The 16,698-nt window shown below is 61.6% G+C and carries 14 protein-coding genes; 6 read left to right on the top strand and 8 right to left on the bottom strand.

Annotation, left to right across the window (positions count from 1 at the left end; genetic code table 11):
* Positions 1–5 precede the first annotated feature (5 nt).
* From ACO08A_RS08885 to ACO08A_RS08860, 6 genes are all read left to right on the top strand, one after another.
* Positions 6–707, top strand: coding sequence for a hypothetical protein (locus tag ACO08A_RS08885; RefSeq protein WP_422040760.1), 702 nt, complete (start codon positions 6–8; stop codon positions 705–707).
* Positions 708–709: 2 nt separating this feature from the next.
* Positions 710–1,456: a hypothetical protein gene (locus ACO08A_RS08880; protein ID WP_422040759.1), complete on the top strand. Its 747-nt coding sequence runs from the start codon at positions 710–712 to the stop codon at positions 1,454–1,456.
* On the top strand, positions 1,453–3,300 hold the full coding sequence (locus ACO08A_RS08875; RefSeq protein ID WP_422040758.1) for a V-type ATP synthase subunit A: 1,848 nt from the start codon (positions 1,453–1,455) through the stop codon (positions 3,298–3,300). Before ACO08A_RS08880 ends, ACO08A_RS08875 begins: the two co-directional genes overlap by 4 nt.
* Before the next feature lie 317 nt (positions 3,301–3,617).
* Entirely contained in the window at positions 3,618–4,607 is a 990-nt protein-coding gene (locus ACO08A_RS08870) for an ABC transporter substrate-binding protein (RefSeq protein WP_422040757.1), read from the top strand.
* A 123-nt stretch (positions 4,608–4,730) separates the two neighbouring features.
* Entirely contained in the window at positions 4,731–6,032 is a 1,302-nt protein-coding gene (locus ACO08A_RS08865; protein WP_422040756.1) for an SDR family oxidoreductase, read from the top strand.
* The gene (locus tag ACO08A_RS08860; RefSeq protein WP_422040755.1) at positions 6,032–6,511 is read left to right on the top strand and encodes a DUF2269 family protein; all 480 of its coding nucleotides are present in this window, start codon (positions 6,032–6,034) and stop codon (positions 6,509–6,511) included. The genes ACO08A_RS08865 and ACO08A_RS08860 overlap by 1 nt, the downstream gene beginning before the upstream one ends.
* Positions 6,512–6,611: 100 nt before the next feature.
* On the opposite strand, the gene ACO08A_RS08855 is transcribed toward ACO08A_RS08860, so the two are convergent.
* From ACO08A_RS08855 to ACO08A_RS08820, 8 genes are all read right to left on the bottom strand, one after another.
* A complete protein-coding gene (locus ACO08A_RS08855) occupies positions 6,612–8,123 on the bottom strand; it encodes a BCCT family transporter (RefSeq protein ID WP_422040754.1) in 1,512 nt (503 codons plus the stop codon).
* A 125-nt stretch (positions 8,124–8,248) separates the two neighbouring features.
* Entirely contained in the window at positions 8,249–9,562 is a 1,314-nt protein-coding gene (preA, locus tag ACO08A_RS08850) for an NAD-dependent dihydropyrimidine dehydrogenase subunit PreA (protein WP_422040753.1), read from the bottom strand.
* A gap of 37 nt (positions 9,563–9,599) precedes the next feature.
* Entirely contained in the window at positions 9,600–10,949 is a 1,350-nt protein-coding gene (locus ACO08A_RS08845; protein ID WP_422040752.1) for an NAD(P)-dependent oxidoreductase, read from the bottom strand.
* Positions 10,950–11,198: 249 nt separating this feature from the next.
* Entirely contained in the window at positions 11,199–11,471 is a 273-nt protein-coding gene (locus tag ACO08A_RS08840) for a hypothetical protein (RefSeq protein ID WP_422040751.1), read from the bottom strand.
* Between the two features lie 177 nt (positions 11,472–11,648).
* A complete protein-coding gene (locus tag ACO08A_RS08835; protein ID WP_422040750.1) occupies positions 11,649–12,125 on the bottom strand; it encodes a cupin domain-containing protein in 477 nt (158 codons plus the stop codon).
* Between the two features lie 34 nt (positions 12,126–12,159).
* Positions 12,160–13,824: a CRTAC1 family protein gene (locus tag ACO08A_RS08830; protein WP_422040749.1), complete on the bottom strand. Its 1,665-nt coding sequence runs from the start codon at positions 13,822–13,824 to the stop codon at positions 12,160–12,162.
* Positions 13,821–15,248 carry a di-heme oxidoredictase family protein gene (locus tag ACO08A_RS08825; protein ID WP_422040748.1) on the bottom strand — a complete coding sequence of 476 codons (1,428 nt, stop codon included), beginning with the start codon at positions 15,246–15,248 and terminating at the stop codon, positions 13,821–13,823. The genes ACO08A_RS08830 and ACO08A_RS08825 overlap by 4 nt, the downstream gene beginning before the upstream one ends.
* On the bottom strand, positions 15,245–16,510 hold the full coding sequence (locus ACO08A_RS08820) for an ROK family protein (RefSeq protein ID WP_422040747.1): 1,266 nt from the start codon (positions 16,508–16,510) through the stop codon (positions 15,245–15,247). Before ACO08A_RS08820 ends, ACO08A_RS08825 begins: the two co-directional genes overlap by 4 nt.
* Positions 16,511–16,698 lie beyond the last annotated feature (188 nt).

Genomic DNA, 16,698 nt, shown 5'->3' with positions numbered 1-16,698 from the left:
CGGTCATGTCCAAGGAAAACGGATCGGCAGATCTGGAAAATGCCGCCGGGGCCGGTGTTCAGGCCCTGATTGACCGCCTGAAGTCGGAAGGGGTCTCCGCCGGACAATCGGAAGGCGACGAGATCCTCTCCAAGGCCAAGGCCAAGGCGGACGAGATCGTGTCGGCAGCGCAGAAACGCGCCGACGCACTGCTTGCCGAGGCCAGGGCGGAGGCGGCAAAGGAAAAGGCGGCGACCGAAGACGGCCTCAAGGTCGCGGCGCGCGATCTGGTCCTGAGCCTCAGGAATGAACTGGGCGACCGGATCCAGCAGGAAGCCGGACGCCTTGTTGGCACAACGCTCGGCGACGAGCAGTTCCTGGAGAAACTCATCCTGGCAATGGCAGCCAACGCGAAGGACAACGCCTCGGTCGTCGATACCGAGCCCATGGAGATCGTGCTTCCCGAGAAGGTGGTCACATTCGAGGAACTGAAGCAGTCGCCGGAGGCGGTCGAGCCCGGAACCCTGACGCATTTTGTCATTGCCCTGGCCGGAGAGGCCTTGCGCGACGGCGTCACCTTCTCCACGGCCCCTGGCTTTGACGGGATCAAGGTGAAGCTGACAGACCGGAATGTCTCGATCGATCTTACCGAAGAGGCGATCGCCACCTTGTTGAAGCGCCATCTGCAGCCGCGTCTGCGGGCGGTGATGGAAGGGGTGCTCAGGTAGTCATGTCCCACCCGCACCAGTACATTTCGCTCGTCACCAGCCTGCCGCATCTGGGGGAACTTTTCACGCGGAAGGAAGTGCCGATTTCACAGTTCCGGTTGAAGCAACGTCTTTCGATGCTCGAGGAGGCGCACGAGCGTTTGCTGAAGGAACTGGTCGAAATCACGGCCTGGGCGGGGGTTGCCAAATACGACGCGGACCTTGAGGTCATCGCGCGCGCGAAACAGGTGATGGACGATCTCAGGGACTATCCGGACCTTCAGCACCTGGTCGGCACCCGCATGGAAACCCGCACGCTGATCGCAGCCCTGCGGCGGCGGCACGCGGGTCAGGAAACGCCGGGTGATGTTGCCGCGTGGGGCTACGGCCGGTGGTCGGGCCGGATCAGGGCCAACTGGAGCGACCCGTCCTTCGGTCTTGGGCACTTCATGCCCTGGATCGCGGAGGCGCACCGGCTGATGCGGGCCGGGGACCACATCGCTCTTGAACGCCTGACATTGACCCAGGTGTTCCGGCAGCTTGATCATTATGGCGCGCTGCACGAATTCGATTTCGAAGCCGTGGCGATTTATGTGCTGCGCTGGGTGATCGTCGAACGCTGGTCCAGATACGGCGAAGAGGATGCCAAGGCACGGCTGCAGGCGCTGGTTGCAGCAGCGCTCGGCGAAACCGAAACGCCAACACCGATTGCAGCGGAAAACGATTTTCTTTCAGACAAGACGCCATCATTTGAGGGAGCCTCTTCATGACAAGCCATGTCCAGCTTCCGGAGCCCACAGCCCAGATCATTGCCGTTCAGGATGATCTGGTGACGCTTGCCCCGCTTGAGGATGCACCGCTGATCAAGAACGAAGTGGTCTACATCATTCCGCATGGTCCCGAACGCGACGGCAAACCGCGCGAGTATCTCAAGGCGGAAGTGCTGCGCGTGCGCGGCAAGTCGGCCGAGGCACAGGTCTTTGAAAGCACTGCGGGCGTAAGGGTTGGCGACAAGGTCATCCAGAGCGGCGAAATGCTGTCCGTGGCCCTGGGGCCCGGCCTGCTCAGCACCGTGTTCGATGGCCTGCAGAACCCGCTGGCAAATATCGCCGCCGAACACGGGTTTTTCCTGCCGCGCGGTGTTCTGACCAACGTGCTCGACGAGAACAGGAAGTGGGCCTTCGAACCGGCGGTGAAGTCCGGCGACCCGGTCAAGGCGGGTGACACGCTCGGCACCGTCCCCGAAGGACGTTTCGAACACAGGGTCATGGTCCCGTTTGCGCTGCGCGGAAACTGGTCGGTCGAGCGCATTCGCGAAGGCACGTTCACGATCAGCGAGATCGTCGTCACGCTGAAAAACGACCGTGGCGAAACCCGGGACCTCACCATGGTTCAGCACTGGCCGGTGCGGCGCGCGATTCCCGAAGGACTGGTCAAGGCCGGGCAAAGCGAACGTCTCTATCCGAGCGAACCGCTGATCACGACATTGCGCCTCGTCGACACGTTCTTTCCCATCGCCCGCGGCGGGATGGGCTGCATCCCCGGCCCCTTCGGTGCCGGAAAAACGGTTCTGCAGTCGCTGATCTCGCGGTTTTCCGCGGTCAACATTGTCATCGTCGTTGCCTGCGGCGAACGCGCGGGCGAGGTGGTCGAAACCATTACCGAGTTTCCGCATCAGCCGGACCCGTCCGGCGACGGCACGTTGATGGACCGGACCGTCATCATCTGCAACACCTCGTCCATGCCGGTGGCGGCGCGCGAGGCGTCGATCTATACCGGCATCACCCTCGGCGAGTATTACCGTCAGATGGGATATGACGTCCTGCTGATCGCCGACAGCACCTCGCGCTGGGCCCAGGCAATGCGCGAGACCTCGGGACGCCTTGAGGAAATCCCGGGAGAGGAGGCCTTCCCCGCCTATCTCGATTCCTCGATCAAGGGCATCTATGAGCGGGCCGGTGTCCTGAAGACGGCCAATGGCGATACGGGCAGCCTGACCATGATCGGCACGGTGTCGCCTGCGGGCGGCAATTTCGAGGAGCCGGTGACCCAGTCGACCCTCGGCACCGTCAAGACCTTCCTCGGGCTCTCGTCGGAACGGGCCTACAAGCGCTTCTACCCCGCGGTCGATCCGCTTCTGTCCTGGTCCCGCTATCACGCACAGCTTGGTGACTGGTACGCAGACAACATCGGTCCCGACTGGGTGCCGAGAGTGGAGGAGATGATCGACCTGTTGCGCCGGGGAGACGAGATCACCCGCATGATGCAGGTGACCGGGGAGGAGGGCGTTTCCACCGAGGATTTCGTGCTGCAGCAAAAAGCCCTCTTCCTCGACATGGTCTATCTCCAGCAGGACGCGTTCGACGACGTCGATGTCTCCGCGCCCCTGACGCGCCAGCAGGAGACGTTCAATCTCGTGTACAGGATCGCGACCACCGGCTTCGCGTTCGAGGACAAGGACGCCGTGCGCAAGTTCTTCACCGAGCAAACATCCCTGTTCAAGAACCTCAACTATTCCGCGGATGGCAGCAACGAGCGCAAGGAAATGCTCGGGCGCATTGAAGCATTGCTGGAGGAAGCTCAGGGCGTTCTGGATGCAGCCGCCTCTGCCTGATCGCAAGGGCAGTCATGCGTGTCCGGGTGGCGGGTGATTCCCCGCGCCATACCGTCCGGCGTGCAAAATTGCATGGAAATGGGGCTTGACCAAAAAATAACCTTGACCAGCAGTGCGGCAGCTTTCTAAATTTTCTTGACCATTTGGTCAGATCGATTGTCGAGAAGGCAAAATGCCCCTACGGTCGGGTTTGACCAATTTGCTGCGGCCCGCGACGACGGTTGGGACCCGTTCGTCCAGGCGGTTCGCAGTGGTGCACATAACCAGAGAAGGGTCCGGCCGGATGAGCAGGATCCATAACCAGTAGGGGAATGGCAATGAAGACGTTGAAAAGTCTTGCGCTTGTATCTGCATTGGGAGCAGGCCTGATTTCAGGTGCGGCCCAGGCCGCGGACGAGCTGACTTTGCAGCTTAAGTGGGTCACTCAAGGCCAGTTTGCGGGTTACTACGTCGCGAAAGACAAGGGATTTTATGATGAGGAAGGGCTTGATGTGACCATCAAGCCGGGCGGACCGGACATTGCGCCGCCGCAGGTGATCGCCGGCGGTGGCGCCGACGTCATCATCGACTGGATGCCGTCGGCATTGGCCTCGCGCGAGAAGGGCGTGCCGCTTGTCAACATCGCACAGCCGTTCAAGAAGTCCGGCATGATGCTGACCTGCCGCAAGGACACGGGCATTGCGTCGCCGGAGGACTTCAAGGGCAAGACACTCGGTGTCTGGTTCTTCGGCAACGAGTACCCGTTCCTGTCCTGGATGAGCCAGCTCGGCATTCCGACCGATGGCAGCGATGGCGGCGTGACGGTTCTGAAGCAGGGCTTCAACGTTGATCCGATCCTGCAGAAGCAGGCCGACTGCATCTCGACGATGACCTACAACGAATTCTGGCAGGTGATCGACGCGGGCATTCCGGAGGACGAGCTCGTTGTCTTCAAATATGAAGACCAGGGTGTCGCGACACTGGAAGACGGTCTCTACGTTCTGGAAGACAGCCTGGAAGATCCGGAGATGGTCGACAAGCTCGCCCGTTTCGTGCGCGCGTCCATGAAAGGCTGGGCCTACGCGGCTGATAATCCGGAAGAAGCTGCGGAAATCGTCCTTGAAAACGACGCAACGGGTGCCCAGACCGAAAAGCACCAGATCCGCATGGTCGGTGAGATCATCAAGCTGGTCGATGGCTCCGACGGGAAGCTGGACATGAGCGCCTATGACCGCACGGTCAAGTCGCTGCTTGCCGGCGGGTCCGATCCGGTCATCACCAAGGAGCCGGAGGGAGCGACGTCCACGGCGGTGACGGACAAGCTCTGAGACGGTTTTGAAAACCTGACATCAGCGACGAAAAGGCCGCCTGCCCGGGCGGCCTTTTTGCTTTATACAGGATCACGCGCGCAGCCGAATGATCATGCACACATCGCCGTGGGGGCAATGCCGATGATGAAGAAGACTGCTGTTATACTCGGTGCCTACGGTTTCATCGGAGCGGCTTGCGCGAAGGCGCTGCAACGCCGGGGCTTTTCCGTCACGGGTGTTGGCCGGTCGAAAACGGCGGCGGCAAAGGTTTTGCCCGGCATCGACTGGGTCTTCAGGGACATCGCCGACGTCTCCGTAAGCGACTGGAGAACCCTTCTTCGGAATGCGGACGTTGTCGTCAATGCGTCCGGTGCCTTGCAGGATGGTGCGCGCGACAATCTGACGGCCATCCACGAAACGGCGATCCGGAATATCTGTGAGGCTCTGAAGGACAGCGACACACGGTTCGTCCAGATCTCGGCCGCCGGTGTTTCCGAAGAATCCCCCACCGACTTCTTCCGCAGCAAGGCGCGCGGCGATGCGGTCCTGATGGCATCCGGCATGGACTGGATTGTCCTGCGGCCCGTTCTGGTAATCGGGGCGCAGGCCTATGGCGGCACGGCCCTTCTGCGCGCGGCGGCGGCCTTTCCGTTCGTTCAGACCATGATCGCGCCGCAAGCGGAGATCAAAACCGTCAGTGTCGAGGATCTGGCAGCGGCCGTTGCCGAGGCATCGGATGGCGGGCTCGGCAGCCGGTTCGTTGCCGATCTCACCGAGGACGGAACGCAGACCTTTTCGGAGTTGACGCAGACCTTTCGCAGCTGGCTTGGATATCCGGCCTGGCGGTATCGGCTGGCACTGCCGGACTGGTCGCTCAGGCTTGCGGGCAGGGCCGCGGATGCCCTTGGTTGGCTGGGCTGGCGTTCGCCGCTCAGGACGAATGCGCTCCTGTCGCTCCAGGGCGGCATTACCGGAGACCCTGCCGCCTGGAAGGATCTGGGCGGTGCGTCTCTCAGACCCTTGGACGAGACGCTGGCGGACCTGCCGTCAACGGCACAGGAACGCAGTTTTGCTCGGCTCTACCTGTTGCTTCCGCTTGCGATCGGGTGCTTGTCGCTGTTCTGGATCCTGTCGGGTGCATTCGGCCTTGTTTCGCTGGGGGCCGCAAAAGCTGTTCTGACGGATCAGGGCGTTTCTTCAGCGCTTGCGGCAACGGCGGTCATCGGCGGCTCGATCATCGATCTGATCCTCGGCATCACCGTGCTTTTCCGCAAGTGGACCAGGGCCGCGTGCATCGGGATGATCGCGGTGTCCTTTGGATACCTCGGCGCCGGGACGGTGCTGACACCGCATCTCTGGCTGGACCCGCTCGGGGTCTTCGTCAAGGTTCTGCCGGCCATCGTGCTGGCACTCGTCGTCTCCCTCGTTCTGGAGGAGCGCTGATGTGGTACGAATTGCTGCGGTTCGCACACGTGCTCGGGGCTTGCGTTCTGCTCGGCACGGGTGCAGGCATCGCCTTTTTCATGGTCATGTCGAACCGCTCCGGCAATCCGGCCCTGATCGCGCATGTCGCCGGTATCGTCGTGCTCGCCGACACGGTGTTCACCGCGACGGCTGCGATCCTGCAGCCCGTCACCGGATACCTGCTGACACGTGAGGCCGGCTGGCCGCTTACGGAAGGCTGGGTGCTGTTGTCGCTATGCCTTTATGTGATTGTCGGTATCTTCTGGCTGCCCGTTGTCCTGATCCAGTTGCGGATGCGCAATCTGGCCGTCCTTGCCGCGCAGAACGCGGAAGCACTTCCCGCGGCCTATCACCGGCTCTACCGGGTCTGGTTCGCTTTCGGTTTCCCGGCCTTTATTTCAGTGCTTGCCATTGTCTGGCTGATGCTGACCCGCCCCGACCTGTCCGGCTGGCTTTGAAGGACCTTCGGTTGGTCACTCGGAAGGCCGGCGCATGAGGATCCAGACCATGGCGCCGATGAAGGCGAAGGTCCCAAGGTTGAGAAACGTATCGACGGGATCACCGATCAGCATGGTCTGGCTCCTTCTTGCTGTCCTGCAGGAGTGCCTTCGTCAGGCAGACCATCAGGAGCACGGTAATGAAAACGAACGGCAATGCGCCGAGCGCGATCAGCGTTTTGACCGCATTCATCGATCCGGAGAGGATCATGGCTGCCCCCAGAATCCCCAGAAGCCCGCCCCAGATGACGCGGACCTTCGCGCTCGGATCGGGATTGCCGCCGGTTGAAAACATGCCGAGCACGAAGGCGGCGCTCACCACGCTCGTGACGATGAACAGGAACGCCGCGGCGATCGTCGCAAGCGTCGTAATCGTCGCGAACGGCAAACGGTCGAGCAGCGCGAAGGTCATGCGCTCGACGTTGGTCTGGGTCATCGCGAGCAGTTCGCCCTGGCCGTTGAGCGTTTCATAGAGGCCGACGCCGCCGAAGGCACCGAACCATATCGTTGAAAACAGGGTCGGCCCGATCAGGACCCCCAGCACGAATTCGCGGATCGTGCGGCCCTTTGAAATACGGGCGACGAAAACCCCGACAAACGGTCCCCATGCAATCCACCAGACCATGTAGGTCAGCGTCCAGTCCCGGAACCACTGCGTCGTCTCGTCGCCGAAGAACGTGAAGGTTTGCAGGCCGCGCGGGATCACCTCGGCGACATACATTCCGATCCCGCTGACGACGGAATTGAGCAGAAACTCGGACGGCCCGAGAATGATCGTGTAGGCGACAAGCGCGATCGCGAGGCCCATCGCGATGTTGGAGAGCTTGGCCATGCCGCTGCCCAGATCGACCAGCAGCGGCGGGATATAGGCCGCGATCATGACAAGGAAAACACCCCAGACCAGATAGGCGGGTGTCGCTCCACCGCCAAATAGGACCGTGACGCCGTCGGCGACCTGGAAAACCCCCATGGCAACCGATCCGCCGACACCGATGGCAATCGCCGCGATTGCCATGAAATCGGAGAACCAGCCGACTGCACTTGCCCATGTTTCACCCGGAAACAGGTTCTTGACCGGCGCGCTGACCAGCATGGGCGTACCGCGCCGGAAGCTGAAATAGGCAATCGTCAGTGCGGTCGTGCCGTAGATCGCCCAGGCATGTATGCCCCAGTTGAAATTCGAGGCCAGCAGCGCCTGTTCCGCCGCGATCGGTGCGGGGATGGCCTGGCTGGCGAGGTAAAAGTGCGTGAGCGGTTCCGCGACGGCCCAGAACAGCAGCCCGACGCCCATGCCTGCGGCGAACAGCATCGCGATCCAGGTCGGCGTCGAGTATTCCGGTCTGTCGGTATCGGCGCCAAGACGGATGTCACCGAATTTCGTTACCGTGAGACCGAGACAGAAGAGCAGCATGATCGTCACGGACAGCATCACGAACCAGCCGCGGCTGATGAAATACTGATCGACGATCTCCTTGGCCATCGCCTGCAGGCTGGCCGGATCGGCGACCCCCCAGATGCCGATGACGGCGCACAGGCCGATCGAGGCTGCGAGGAGAACACGGGAATCGTTCATGAAGGCCCACCCTGATTATTCGCAGACTAGGCTAATGGGCTGATCGTCAGACTTCAATCTTGCTACAAACGACAAAGCGCAGGCGAACGAGGGATTTGCCTGCGCTCCGGTTCTTTTGGACAAGGTCACTCGGCCGCGTCTTTGACGGCCATCGGGTTGTTCGGGTGCGTCGTCCAGTTGGCGTAGTCCTTCTCGACCGGCTTCTTGGTGCGCGGGTCGATGCTGCCTGCGGCCATCGGTTCCATGGTGATGCAGTTCTCGACCGGGCAGACGTTGACGCACAGGTTGCAGCCGACGCATTCCTCGTCGATCACCTCGAAGCGGCGTTCGCCGTTGACCATGCTGGTGATCGCCTGGTGGGAGGTGTCCTCGCAGGCGATGTGGCAGCGGCCGCATTTGATGCAGAGGTCCTGGTCGATCTTGGCCTTGGCGATGTAGTTCAGGTTGAGATACTGCCAGTCCGACACATTCGGAACCGCGCTGCCGACGAACTGGTCGACGGAGGTGTAGCCCTTCCGGTCCATCCAGTCGCTGAGACCTTCGATCATGTCTTCGACGACCTTGAACCCGTAGGTCATGGCCGCTGTGCAGACCTGAACCGACCCGGCGCCGAGCGCCATGAATTCGGCCGCATCCTTCCACTCTGTCACGCCGCCGATGCCGGAAATCGGCAGACCGTGCGTTTCGGGGTCGCGGGCGATCTCGGCAACCATGTTGAGGGCGATCGGCTTGACCGCCGGGCCGCAATAGCCGCCATGCGCGCCCTTGCCGTCGACCGACGGCGACGGCGCCATCTCGTCAAGATCGACGCCCATGATCGAATTGATGGTATTGATCAGCGACACCGCGTCCGCCCCGCCTTCCTTGGCGGCGCGTGCCGGCTTGCGCACATCGGTGATGTTCGGTGTCAGCTTCACGATGCAGGGCATGCGCGAGTGTTTCTTGACCCAGCGCGTTACCATCTCAATGTATTCGGGTACCTGGCCGACAGCGGAGCCCATGCCGCGCTCGCTCATCCCGTGCGGGCAGCCGAAATTGAGTTCCACGCCGTCGGCTTCGGTCTCTTCGACACGCCTGAGGATGTCGATCCAGTTCTGTTCCTCGCACGGCACCATCAGCGAGACCACGAGGGCCCGGTCCGGCCAGTCGCGCTTGACCCGCTTGATTTCCTGAAGGTTGACCTCCAGCGGACGGTCGGTGATCAGCTCGATATTGTTGAGGCCGATCAGCTGCCGGTCCTTGCCGTGAATGGCGCCGTAGCGCGGGCCGTTGACATTGACCACGGCCGGGTCTTCGCCGAGCGTTTTCCAGACGACGCCACCCCAGCCGGCCTTGAAGGCGCGGACGACGTTGTATTCCTTGTCCGTCGGTGGCGCGGAGGCCAGCCAGAACGGGTTGGGCGATTTGATTCCGATGAAATCTGTACGAAGGTCAGCCATTTTGCCTCTCCCCTAAATCCGAAACGCGGCGCGCTGCTTACGCGCTCAAGGCGGCGTTGATGCTTTCCGCGGCGATTTTCCCGTCTTCGACGGCGGTAACCGTGAGGTCTTCACCGCCCAGAACGCAGTCACCGCCAGCCCAGACATCGCCAAGGCTTGTCTTGCGGTCCACATCGACGACGATCCGGCCCTTTTCAAGCGAAAGCGAGGCGTCGAGGTCGTCATGGACGAGCGTCTGGCCCACGGCCTTGAACACCATGTCGGCGCGCAGCGACACGATCTCGCCGGTTCCCTGGAGCGACCCGTCTGCGCCGGTCGTCGTGCGCTCAAGCTCGATCGAACTGATATGTCCGTCTTCGACCGAAAGCGCATGCGGCTGGGCATTGGTCAGGATCTTCACACCTGACGTCTGCGCGAGATCCTGCTCGAACTTCGAGGCGTTCATGCGATCCTGGCCACGCCGGTAGACGATTGTGACGTCCTCGGCGCCGAGAAGCTTCTTCTGAACGGCAATATCGACCGCCGTCATGCCGCCGCCGATCACCACGATGTGCCGTCCGACCGGCAGCTTGCCGAGTTCTTCTGCCTGCCGGATGTCGGAGATGTAGTCGACCGCGTTCAGAACGCCGCCATGGTTCTCGTTCTCCTTGCCGAGTGCATTGACGCCGCCGAGACCGACTGCCAGGAAAACGGCGTCGTGGGTTGCCCGCAGTTCGGCAAGGTCGAGATTTTCGCCGAGGCGCATGCCGGTTTTCAACTCAATGCCGCCGATGGTGAGAATGAACTCCACTTCGCGTGCGGCAAAATTGTCGACTGATTTGTAGGACGCGATTCCGTACTCGTTCAGCCCGCCGGCCTTGTCGCGCGCATCGAAAAGCGTGACATCGTGGCCATGAACCGCAAGCCGGTGCGCGCAGGACAGACCCGCCGGGCCGGCCCCCACGACGGCAACTTTCTTGCCGGTCGAAGCCGCTCGCGTGAACGGTGTTTCGTCATGCCCGGACATGTAGTGATCCGTCGCGTAGCGCTGGAGCTGCCCGATCTTGACCGGCTTGCCTTCCGCGACTTCGCGCACGCAGACCTGCTCGCAGAGCGTTTCCGTCGGACAGACGCGGGCGCACATGCCGCCAAGGATGTTCTGCTCGAAGATCGTCTTGGCCGAGCCGTCCGGATTTCCGGTCGAAATCTGGCGGATGAACTGGGGGATGTCGATGCTTGTCGGGCAGGCTTGCATGCAGGGCGCGTCGTAGCAGAAATAGCACCGGTCGGCTTCGACCTGCGCTTCGTGCGGTTCCAGCAGCGGGTGAAGGTCGCTGAAGTTCTCCGCGTATGCATCCTGGTGCAGGCGTCCGGCGGCAATATCCGGGCCGGCTTTGGTCTGGGTCATTTCGATCTCCGGAAGGTTGGCGATCACATGTCGGTTTGGCCTCCTTCTTTCGAGGAAGCTCTGGGGGTATTGGGCAAAAATTTGAACAGTTAGTCAAATTTTTTTTAGAACAATTAAAAACTTGAAGAAAAAAGTCAGAAATAAACTGCTTTAGTCGCAGGGAGTTAGGTGAAAAATTCAGCCTGCACAAATATATGGCATGGGGCCGAATTGGGTAGGAAAATCAGAGGAGAAGACGCAATTTCCGGTTCATGCCGATGAGGCTGGATGGTGCAGCGGCCGCGACGCATTGATGCTGCGCCGGCTGATGAGCGTTTGCCGCATAGCGGCAAGTCGAGCGCCCAGGCCTCGCACAGCCAGGACCGGCAGGCTCAAAGGCCAGAACACGGACACGCAAAAGATCCGGAGGAAACGGATGTGCGTGTTCTGGAAGTCATCCAGAAACCCGGATGTCGAACGGATCAGAATCACGAGGGTCACCGCACCATAGACCATGGCGCCGATCGTAAATCCGATAATCATTTTGCTACCCACTTCCGGCGAAACGCAATCGCAACACGGACAAGTCGCCCACGAGCCCGGCTGCGATCATCCACCGACCACATTGCACCCGTGAAGGTTATCGCGGAATGTGGTTCAAGTGCCGTAAGGACAGGTTTACGCACAGGTCATTCTGCTTTTTGCACAGAAAAGACGGTTTTATTTCAGCGGCGGACCGAGAAACTCGACTTGCCACTTGCGGCTGAAAGCGTTGAGCACCTCGGTGTCAGGCCGCCCTCCTTTCATGACGTCAGCAAGGCCTGCGAAGAAGCGGGACGCGTCGAGCGCCGGGCAGATGATGATGAACTGCCTGGCCGGTGTGTCGCCGTCATTGCGGAACGCGTGGACGCTGCCGCCCGGGATGGTCACGACATCCCCTGTTTCAGCGTAAAAACGTTTGCCGTCTATTTCGTAGAGGTACCGGCCCTCGATCACGCGGAAGATTTCCGTTTCCGGATGACGGTGAAGCGGCGGCCCGAACCCGGGCGCGTTCTCCGTTTCGATGATGCTCATTGCGCCGTTGCTCTGCGCCGGCTCCATGCGGACCGTCAGCTTCAGTCCGATCTCGGGAATTGCCAGCACTGGCGTTTCGGCGTCGGCGCCTTCAAGTTTGGAATGGAAAAAATTGAACTCCATCAGACGTTCCCTTGGCCAATAAGGGGGAAACTGCTTACTCCGGATACCAGAGCCGGGCCTTTTCCGCGCCGCGCTCGATAATCACATGACCGTTGGCGAAAACGCGGTAGGCATGGCTCCAGTCGCCGTCCGGCCATTTGATCCGGATATTCGCCCTTTCTGCAACGCCCAGGCCGAAATGCACGAAGCCCATCTGCCCGGATGCATGCCCGCCGCCGACCTGGATGTCCTTCACGACCGTCCGGTTGCCGGTTTTCACACTGATCTTTGCGCCGACCGCGCGCGTGTTGACCTTGCCTGGCTGACGGACATCGACCGCCAGCCAGTTGCCGAGCGGACGCGGCCCGGTTTCCGACCCGTGCCCGAGATTGCGGAACAGGCTCACGGGCGCGGCACGGTTGACCACGACCAGATCGAGCAGGCCGTCCGCGTTGAAATCGGCAAGTCCGGCCCCGCGTCCCCGTCGGTCCAGTCCGATGCCGGAAAGATCGCCCGCTTCGACGAATTTGCCGTTCCACTGACCGATAAGCAGGTTGTCAGGATCGAAGGCCGCAAAATCCGGCATGGCCTCTACATTGCCCTTTGCAATGTAGAGATCCCAAAGTCCGTCATTGTTGACGTCCTGGAACTCGGAGTGCCAGCCCGTGGATGGCTTGAGATCCTCGCCCGCATAAGGACGGTGCGCCGTCACGCCGAGATCGAAGGCGATATCCTGGTAGACGGGAACGGTCTCATCCGTTTCCACGTCCAGTTTCTGAAGCTTGGTGTCGCCCATGCTGGTGAGCGCGTATTCTGGAAAGCCGTCCACGTCCAGATCGACGGATGCGATGCCCATGCCCCAGATCTTCAGATGCTGCCAGCCGTCCGTCTTGCGGTAGGGGCGCGGCGGCCGATTGGGGGGTACTGCCCAGAGCTGTTCCTGGCCGCCGCGATAGTAATGACGGTCGTTGGAGACCCTCAAGGATGGTTCACCAGACCGGTTCCAGTCGGTGAAGAGGATCGAAAGCGCACAATATCCGGGCGAAAGGCGCACCGGTTCCGGGTAGGAAAGCGCGCCGTTGTCCCCCTTTTCCGGACGGAACAGGAAATTGTCGTGACAGGTGCCCCAGGGCGCACCGGGCTGCGAGCGATCCACATAGTTGCCGAAGGCGAGCGTCGGAAACTCAAGACCCGCTTCATAGGTCGCGGAAAAGGCGGTGGTCCACTCGCGTCCGCCGTTGAACGACAGGGAGCGGTTTGCGACATCAAAACTGCAGTCGCCCTTGCCCTTCAGCAGCAGGTTCTCGCCAAGACGCAAAAGCACCAGATCGAGAATGTCGTCATTGTCGAAGTCGAGGGGATAGGCACCAAGGACCTTGGCCGTGCTCTTGCCGTCGACGGACAGGTCGGTGGCGGAAAAGCGCAGGGCGCCGCTGGTCGGGCTCCGGTTCACGAACAGCTGTGCCGGGTTTTTCCCGCCAGCCAGAAAAAGGTCCGGCCGCCGGTCGCCGTTGCAGTCGAAGATTGCGGAGCCACCGCCGACGAAATATTCCCATGCGCCGTCGTAGCTGTGATCAATGCCGGCACTTCTTGCCTCTTCGACAAATGTCGGCACAGGGGCCACGGATCCTCGTGTTTCCTCTGCCTTGGACGGGAGCGTCATTGCGGCACAGGCGGCGAACGCCAGAAAGGCCGGCCTTCCTTGAGCGATGGGCCTCATGGCGCAATCTCCAGGCTGCGCAGGAAGGCGATAATCGATTGACGGTCGCTTTCCGCAAGATCGGCATAGGCATCGCGGCTGGCTTTCGCAGCCCCGCCATGCGCCAGGATCGCCTCTTCGAGGGTCGTCAGGTCACCCCGGTGTCCATAGGGAGCCGTGCTGCCGATGCCCCAGAGCTCTGCGGTTATGAAGACATCCCGTGCAACGAACCGCTGCGCAAGGAGTTCGTTGCCGAAGGTATCGGTTTGGGCATCCGCGATCCGGTGGCGTTTCAGGTCGCCGAAAAGAGGAACCAGAACCCGTCCCTTGTCGTCCTTCGGCAGCGCCTGGACCCAGTCCAGCGTCGCAAGATCAAGGGCCAGGGGATGTTCCAGGTCGCTCTGGCGCAGCGTGCCGGCCGTGTCGAACGGGCCGGGATCGTGGAAAACCAGCGAGTCCAGCGGCAGGGACGGCCTGTGGCAAGTGGCACAGCCGATGTCAGCAAAGGTCCGTTCGCCTTTTGCGCTGGCGCTTTGCCAGATGTCGGGCAGGCCGCTTTTGCGCGTCGGTGCGGGCAGTGTTGCCTGCCAGGCCACCAGCGCCGAAATCTGACCGGCGGACATCTCGGCGGCATAGCCGTCAGCGTCAAAATCGTCGGTGCCGGTCCACATCGGCCCGAACCGCTCTGTCGGCTGGATCCCGTGGTGATGGTTCATCGCGTTGACCGTGAACTGGCGCAGCGACACGATCACGCCCTTCTGGCTGAACGGCCGGATTGTCAGGTCGTCGTCGACGCCGTCGAGCGCGGAAACGTCCAGCGTGCCGTCCGGATAGGCGGTGATGCTGCCGAATGAAACATCCTTGGTGGAGAGCGAAACCGTTTCCGGCTGTCCGCCGGACCGTGCAGCCTTCAGCGCGGCGCTTCGTTGCGCACGAAGTTCGGTTGTCATTTCCCGGGCCAGCAGCTCGATCAGGCCGGCGCCCTGGAGCGCGTTGGTGTTGCGCTCGTTTGAAAACTGCGGGTCGATCGTATCGAAATCGGCGCTTTCGAACCCCTCGGAAACGAAGACGTTGGCCGTGAAGGACCCGGCCCCGCCGACAACCGGCTCGTTGTGGCAGGAAGCGCATGCATTGGCGTCGGGACCTGCGAGCCGCTGGAACGTGAGGTGCGACTGGCGGCGGACCTTGGTCGGAACAATGGCCCCGGTCGCATCCGGCCGGCCCGCCCCGTCGAGGCTGGTGAACTTGGCGGCGAAGAGATGTTCTCCCAGCGGCTGCAGCACCTCGATGGGGTCCTGGCCGGAAGCGGCCAGTTGATTGATGTCGATATCCTCCTGGATCGCCTTCTCGCTCCAGGGAGGAAGGTCCGGATCCGCAAGCGCCGGTGTCTGCCAGACCAGCCCGGCAAGGGCCGCCGTCAGGGCAAGTCTCGAAAGGCCCGTCACGCCGATAACTCCTGACTGTCTTCACGCCCGGCAGCATTGCCGCGGGTTGACGCTGCGCCGAGAAAATCCTTGTCGAGACGCTCCATCGATTGCGCGATCAGACCGCTTCGAATGAAGTCCTCGTTCCAGGGCATGACGTCGAGCGAGAAATTGTTCCTGAGATCGGCGACAAGCGCTTCCTCAAGACCCTCCCACATGGATTTTTCCATGAAGGAGAAGGCGCGTACGGCGGCACCGGTCAGGACGACGCGTTTCGGATCGATCATCGCGATCACCCGGGCAATCCCGTAGCCGAGAACCCGGCCGGCGTCCTGAAAGGCCTTGAGAGCATCCTGGTCACCTGCAGCCGCGCGCTCCAGGAGCTGCGCCAGGCCACGCACCCCGGCCTTGATGCTGACCGGGTCGGTGTCTTCGGGAAGATGGCTGGCGGCGCGTATCAGGGCATAGTCCGAGAGATAGGCTTCCAGGCAGCCACGCTTGCCGCAGCGGCAAAGGGCACCGCCCGGAATGTGATTCGCGTGCCCGAACTCCGCGGCGGTGCCGCTGGCACCGGAGAACAGCTGGTTGTTGAGATAGAGGCCCATGCCGACACCGTAGTCCAGCATGATCACCGCGAAGGTGCCGCTATAGCGATTGGGATCGGACCAGTGCAGGGCTTCCGTTATCATGTTGGTATCATTGGAGATGTAGCACTCGGCACCGAAGGCCTCCTGCAGCGGTGCAACAACCGGAATGCCGCGCCCCGAAAAGGCCGGGCTCCAGGCGACCTGCCCCGTTTCCGTTTCAACGACCCCCTGCGCCGCGACACCGATCTCGCAGACATGCGCGGCGTCGACCCCCGCCTCGTCGAGGAAACTTCGGATCGCCGCGATGATGGTCTGCGGAAAACTGCCGGCGTCCGCGGCCGTGCTGTCGAACTTGATTCGCCGGTCCAGGACAACCTCACCGGCGAAATTGACCAGCGAGAGGTCGATATTGTTGACCGACAGGCGGGCGCAGATAATGAAAACGGCCCCTGGAGAAAGTTTCAGCAGGGTTCTCGGACGGCCGCGCGCCTGCGGTGCCTTGGGTTCTTCGCTCTCCAGGCTGACGATCAGTCCCTGATCCAGAAGATCGGAGGTGATCGCGGTCACGGTTGCCGGGCTCAGGCGCGTGATCTGGCCGAGATCGATCCGCGCCATCGGGCCGCTTCTGCGCAGCGCCTGGAGTACAATGCTTCGGTTTTGCCGCCGGATCTGGTCCCGGTCCGCCTTGCGTGTCATGCTCGCTCAGCTCTTCTCAAGGTGTTTCCTCTGTCCCGGGTTTCTCCCGGTTTTTCTCTGTTCCGTCGGCATTTTATAGCCGCTTCGGACAGAGTTTTGCAAAACCATGTTGACAGGAGCGACGCTTTCCTGCAACTTTTTTTCGGACACCAAAAAAAATAACAACAAGGCTGTCCCTTTTGCGGCGC

Origin of the sequence: Roseibium sp. (genome assembly GCF_965232425.1) — a bacterium.
In the GTDB taxonomy this organism is placed as follows: domain Bacteria; phylum Pseudomonadota; class Alphaproteobacteria; order Rhizobiales; family Stappiaceae; genus Roseibium.
The sequence above is the reverse complement of the archived record's forward strand: the minus strand, read 5'-3'. Positions and strand labels throughout refer to the sequence as shown.

Coding starts and splice junctions, on each gene's coding strand:
- ACO08A_RS08830 (WP_422040749.1), bottom strand. CDS start 13,824: ATGAGGCCCATCGCTCAAGGAAGGCCGGCCTTTCTGGCGTTCGCCGCC.
- ACO08A_RS08870 (WP_422040757.1), top strand. CDS start 3,618: ATGAAGACGTTGAAAAGTCTTGCGCTTGTATCTGCATTGGGAGCAGGC.
- ACO08A_RS08845 (WP_422040752.1), bottom strand. CDS start 10,949: ATGACCCAGACCAAAGCCGGCCCGGATATTGCCGCCGGACGCCTGCAC.
- ACO08A_RS08880 (WP_422040759.1), top strand. CDS start 710: ATGTCCCACCCGCACCAGTACATTTCGCTCGTCACCAGCCTGCCGCAT.
- ACO08A_RS08885 (WP_422040760.1), top strand. CDS start 6: ATGTCCAAGGAAAACGGATCGGCAGATCTGGAAAATGCCGCCGGGGCC.
- ACO08A_RS08865 (WP_422040756.1), top strand. CDS start 4,731: ATGATGAAGAAGACTGCTGTTATACTCGGTGCCTACGGTTTCATCGGA.
- ACO08A_RS08840 (WP_422040751.1), bottom strand. CDS start 11,471: ATGATTATCGGATTTACGATCGGCGCCATGGTCTATGGTGCGGTGACC.
- ACO08A_RS08875 (WP_422040758.1), top strand. CDS start 1,453: ATGACAAGCCATGTCCAGCTTCCGGAGCCCACAGCCCAGATCATTGCC.
- ACO08A_RS08820 (WP_422040747.1), bottom strand. CDS start 16,510: ATGACACGCAAGGCGGACCGGGACCAGATCCGGCGGCAAAACCGAAGC.
- ACO08A_RS08855 (WP_422040754.1), bottom strand. CDS start 8,123: ATGAACGATTCCCGTGTTCTCCTCGCAGCCTCGATCGGCCTGTGCGCC.
- preA (WP_422040753.1), bottom strand. CDS start 9,562: ATGGCTGACCTTCGTACAGATTTCATCGGAATCAAATCGCCCAACCCG.
- ACO08A_RS08860 (WP_422040755.1), top strand. CDS start 6,032: ATGTGGTACGAATTGCTGCGGTTCGCACACGTGCTCGGGGCTTGCGTT.
- ACO08A_RS08835 (WP_422040750.1), bottom strand. CDS start 12,125: ATGGAGTTCAATTTTTTCCATTCCAAACTTGAAGGCGCCGACGCCGAA.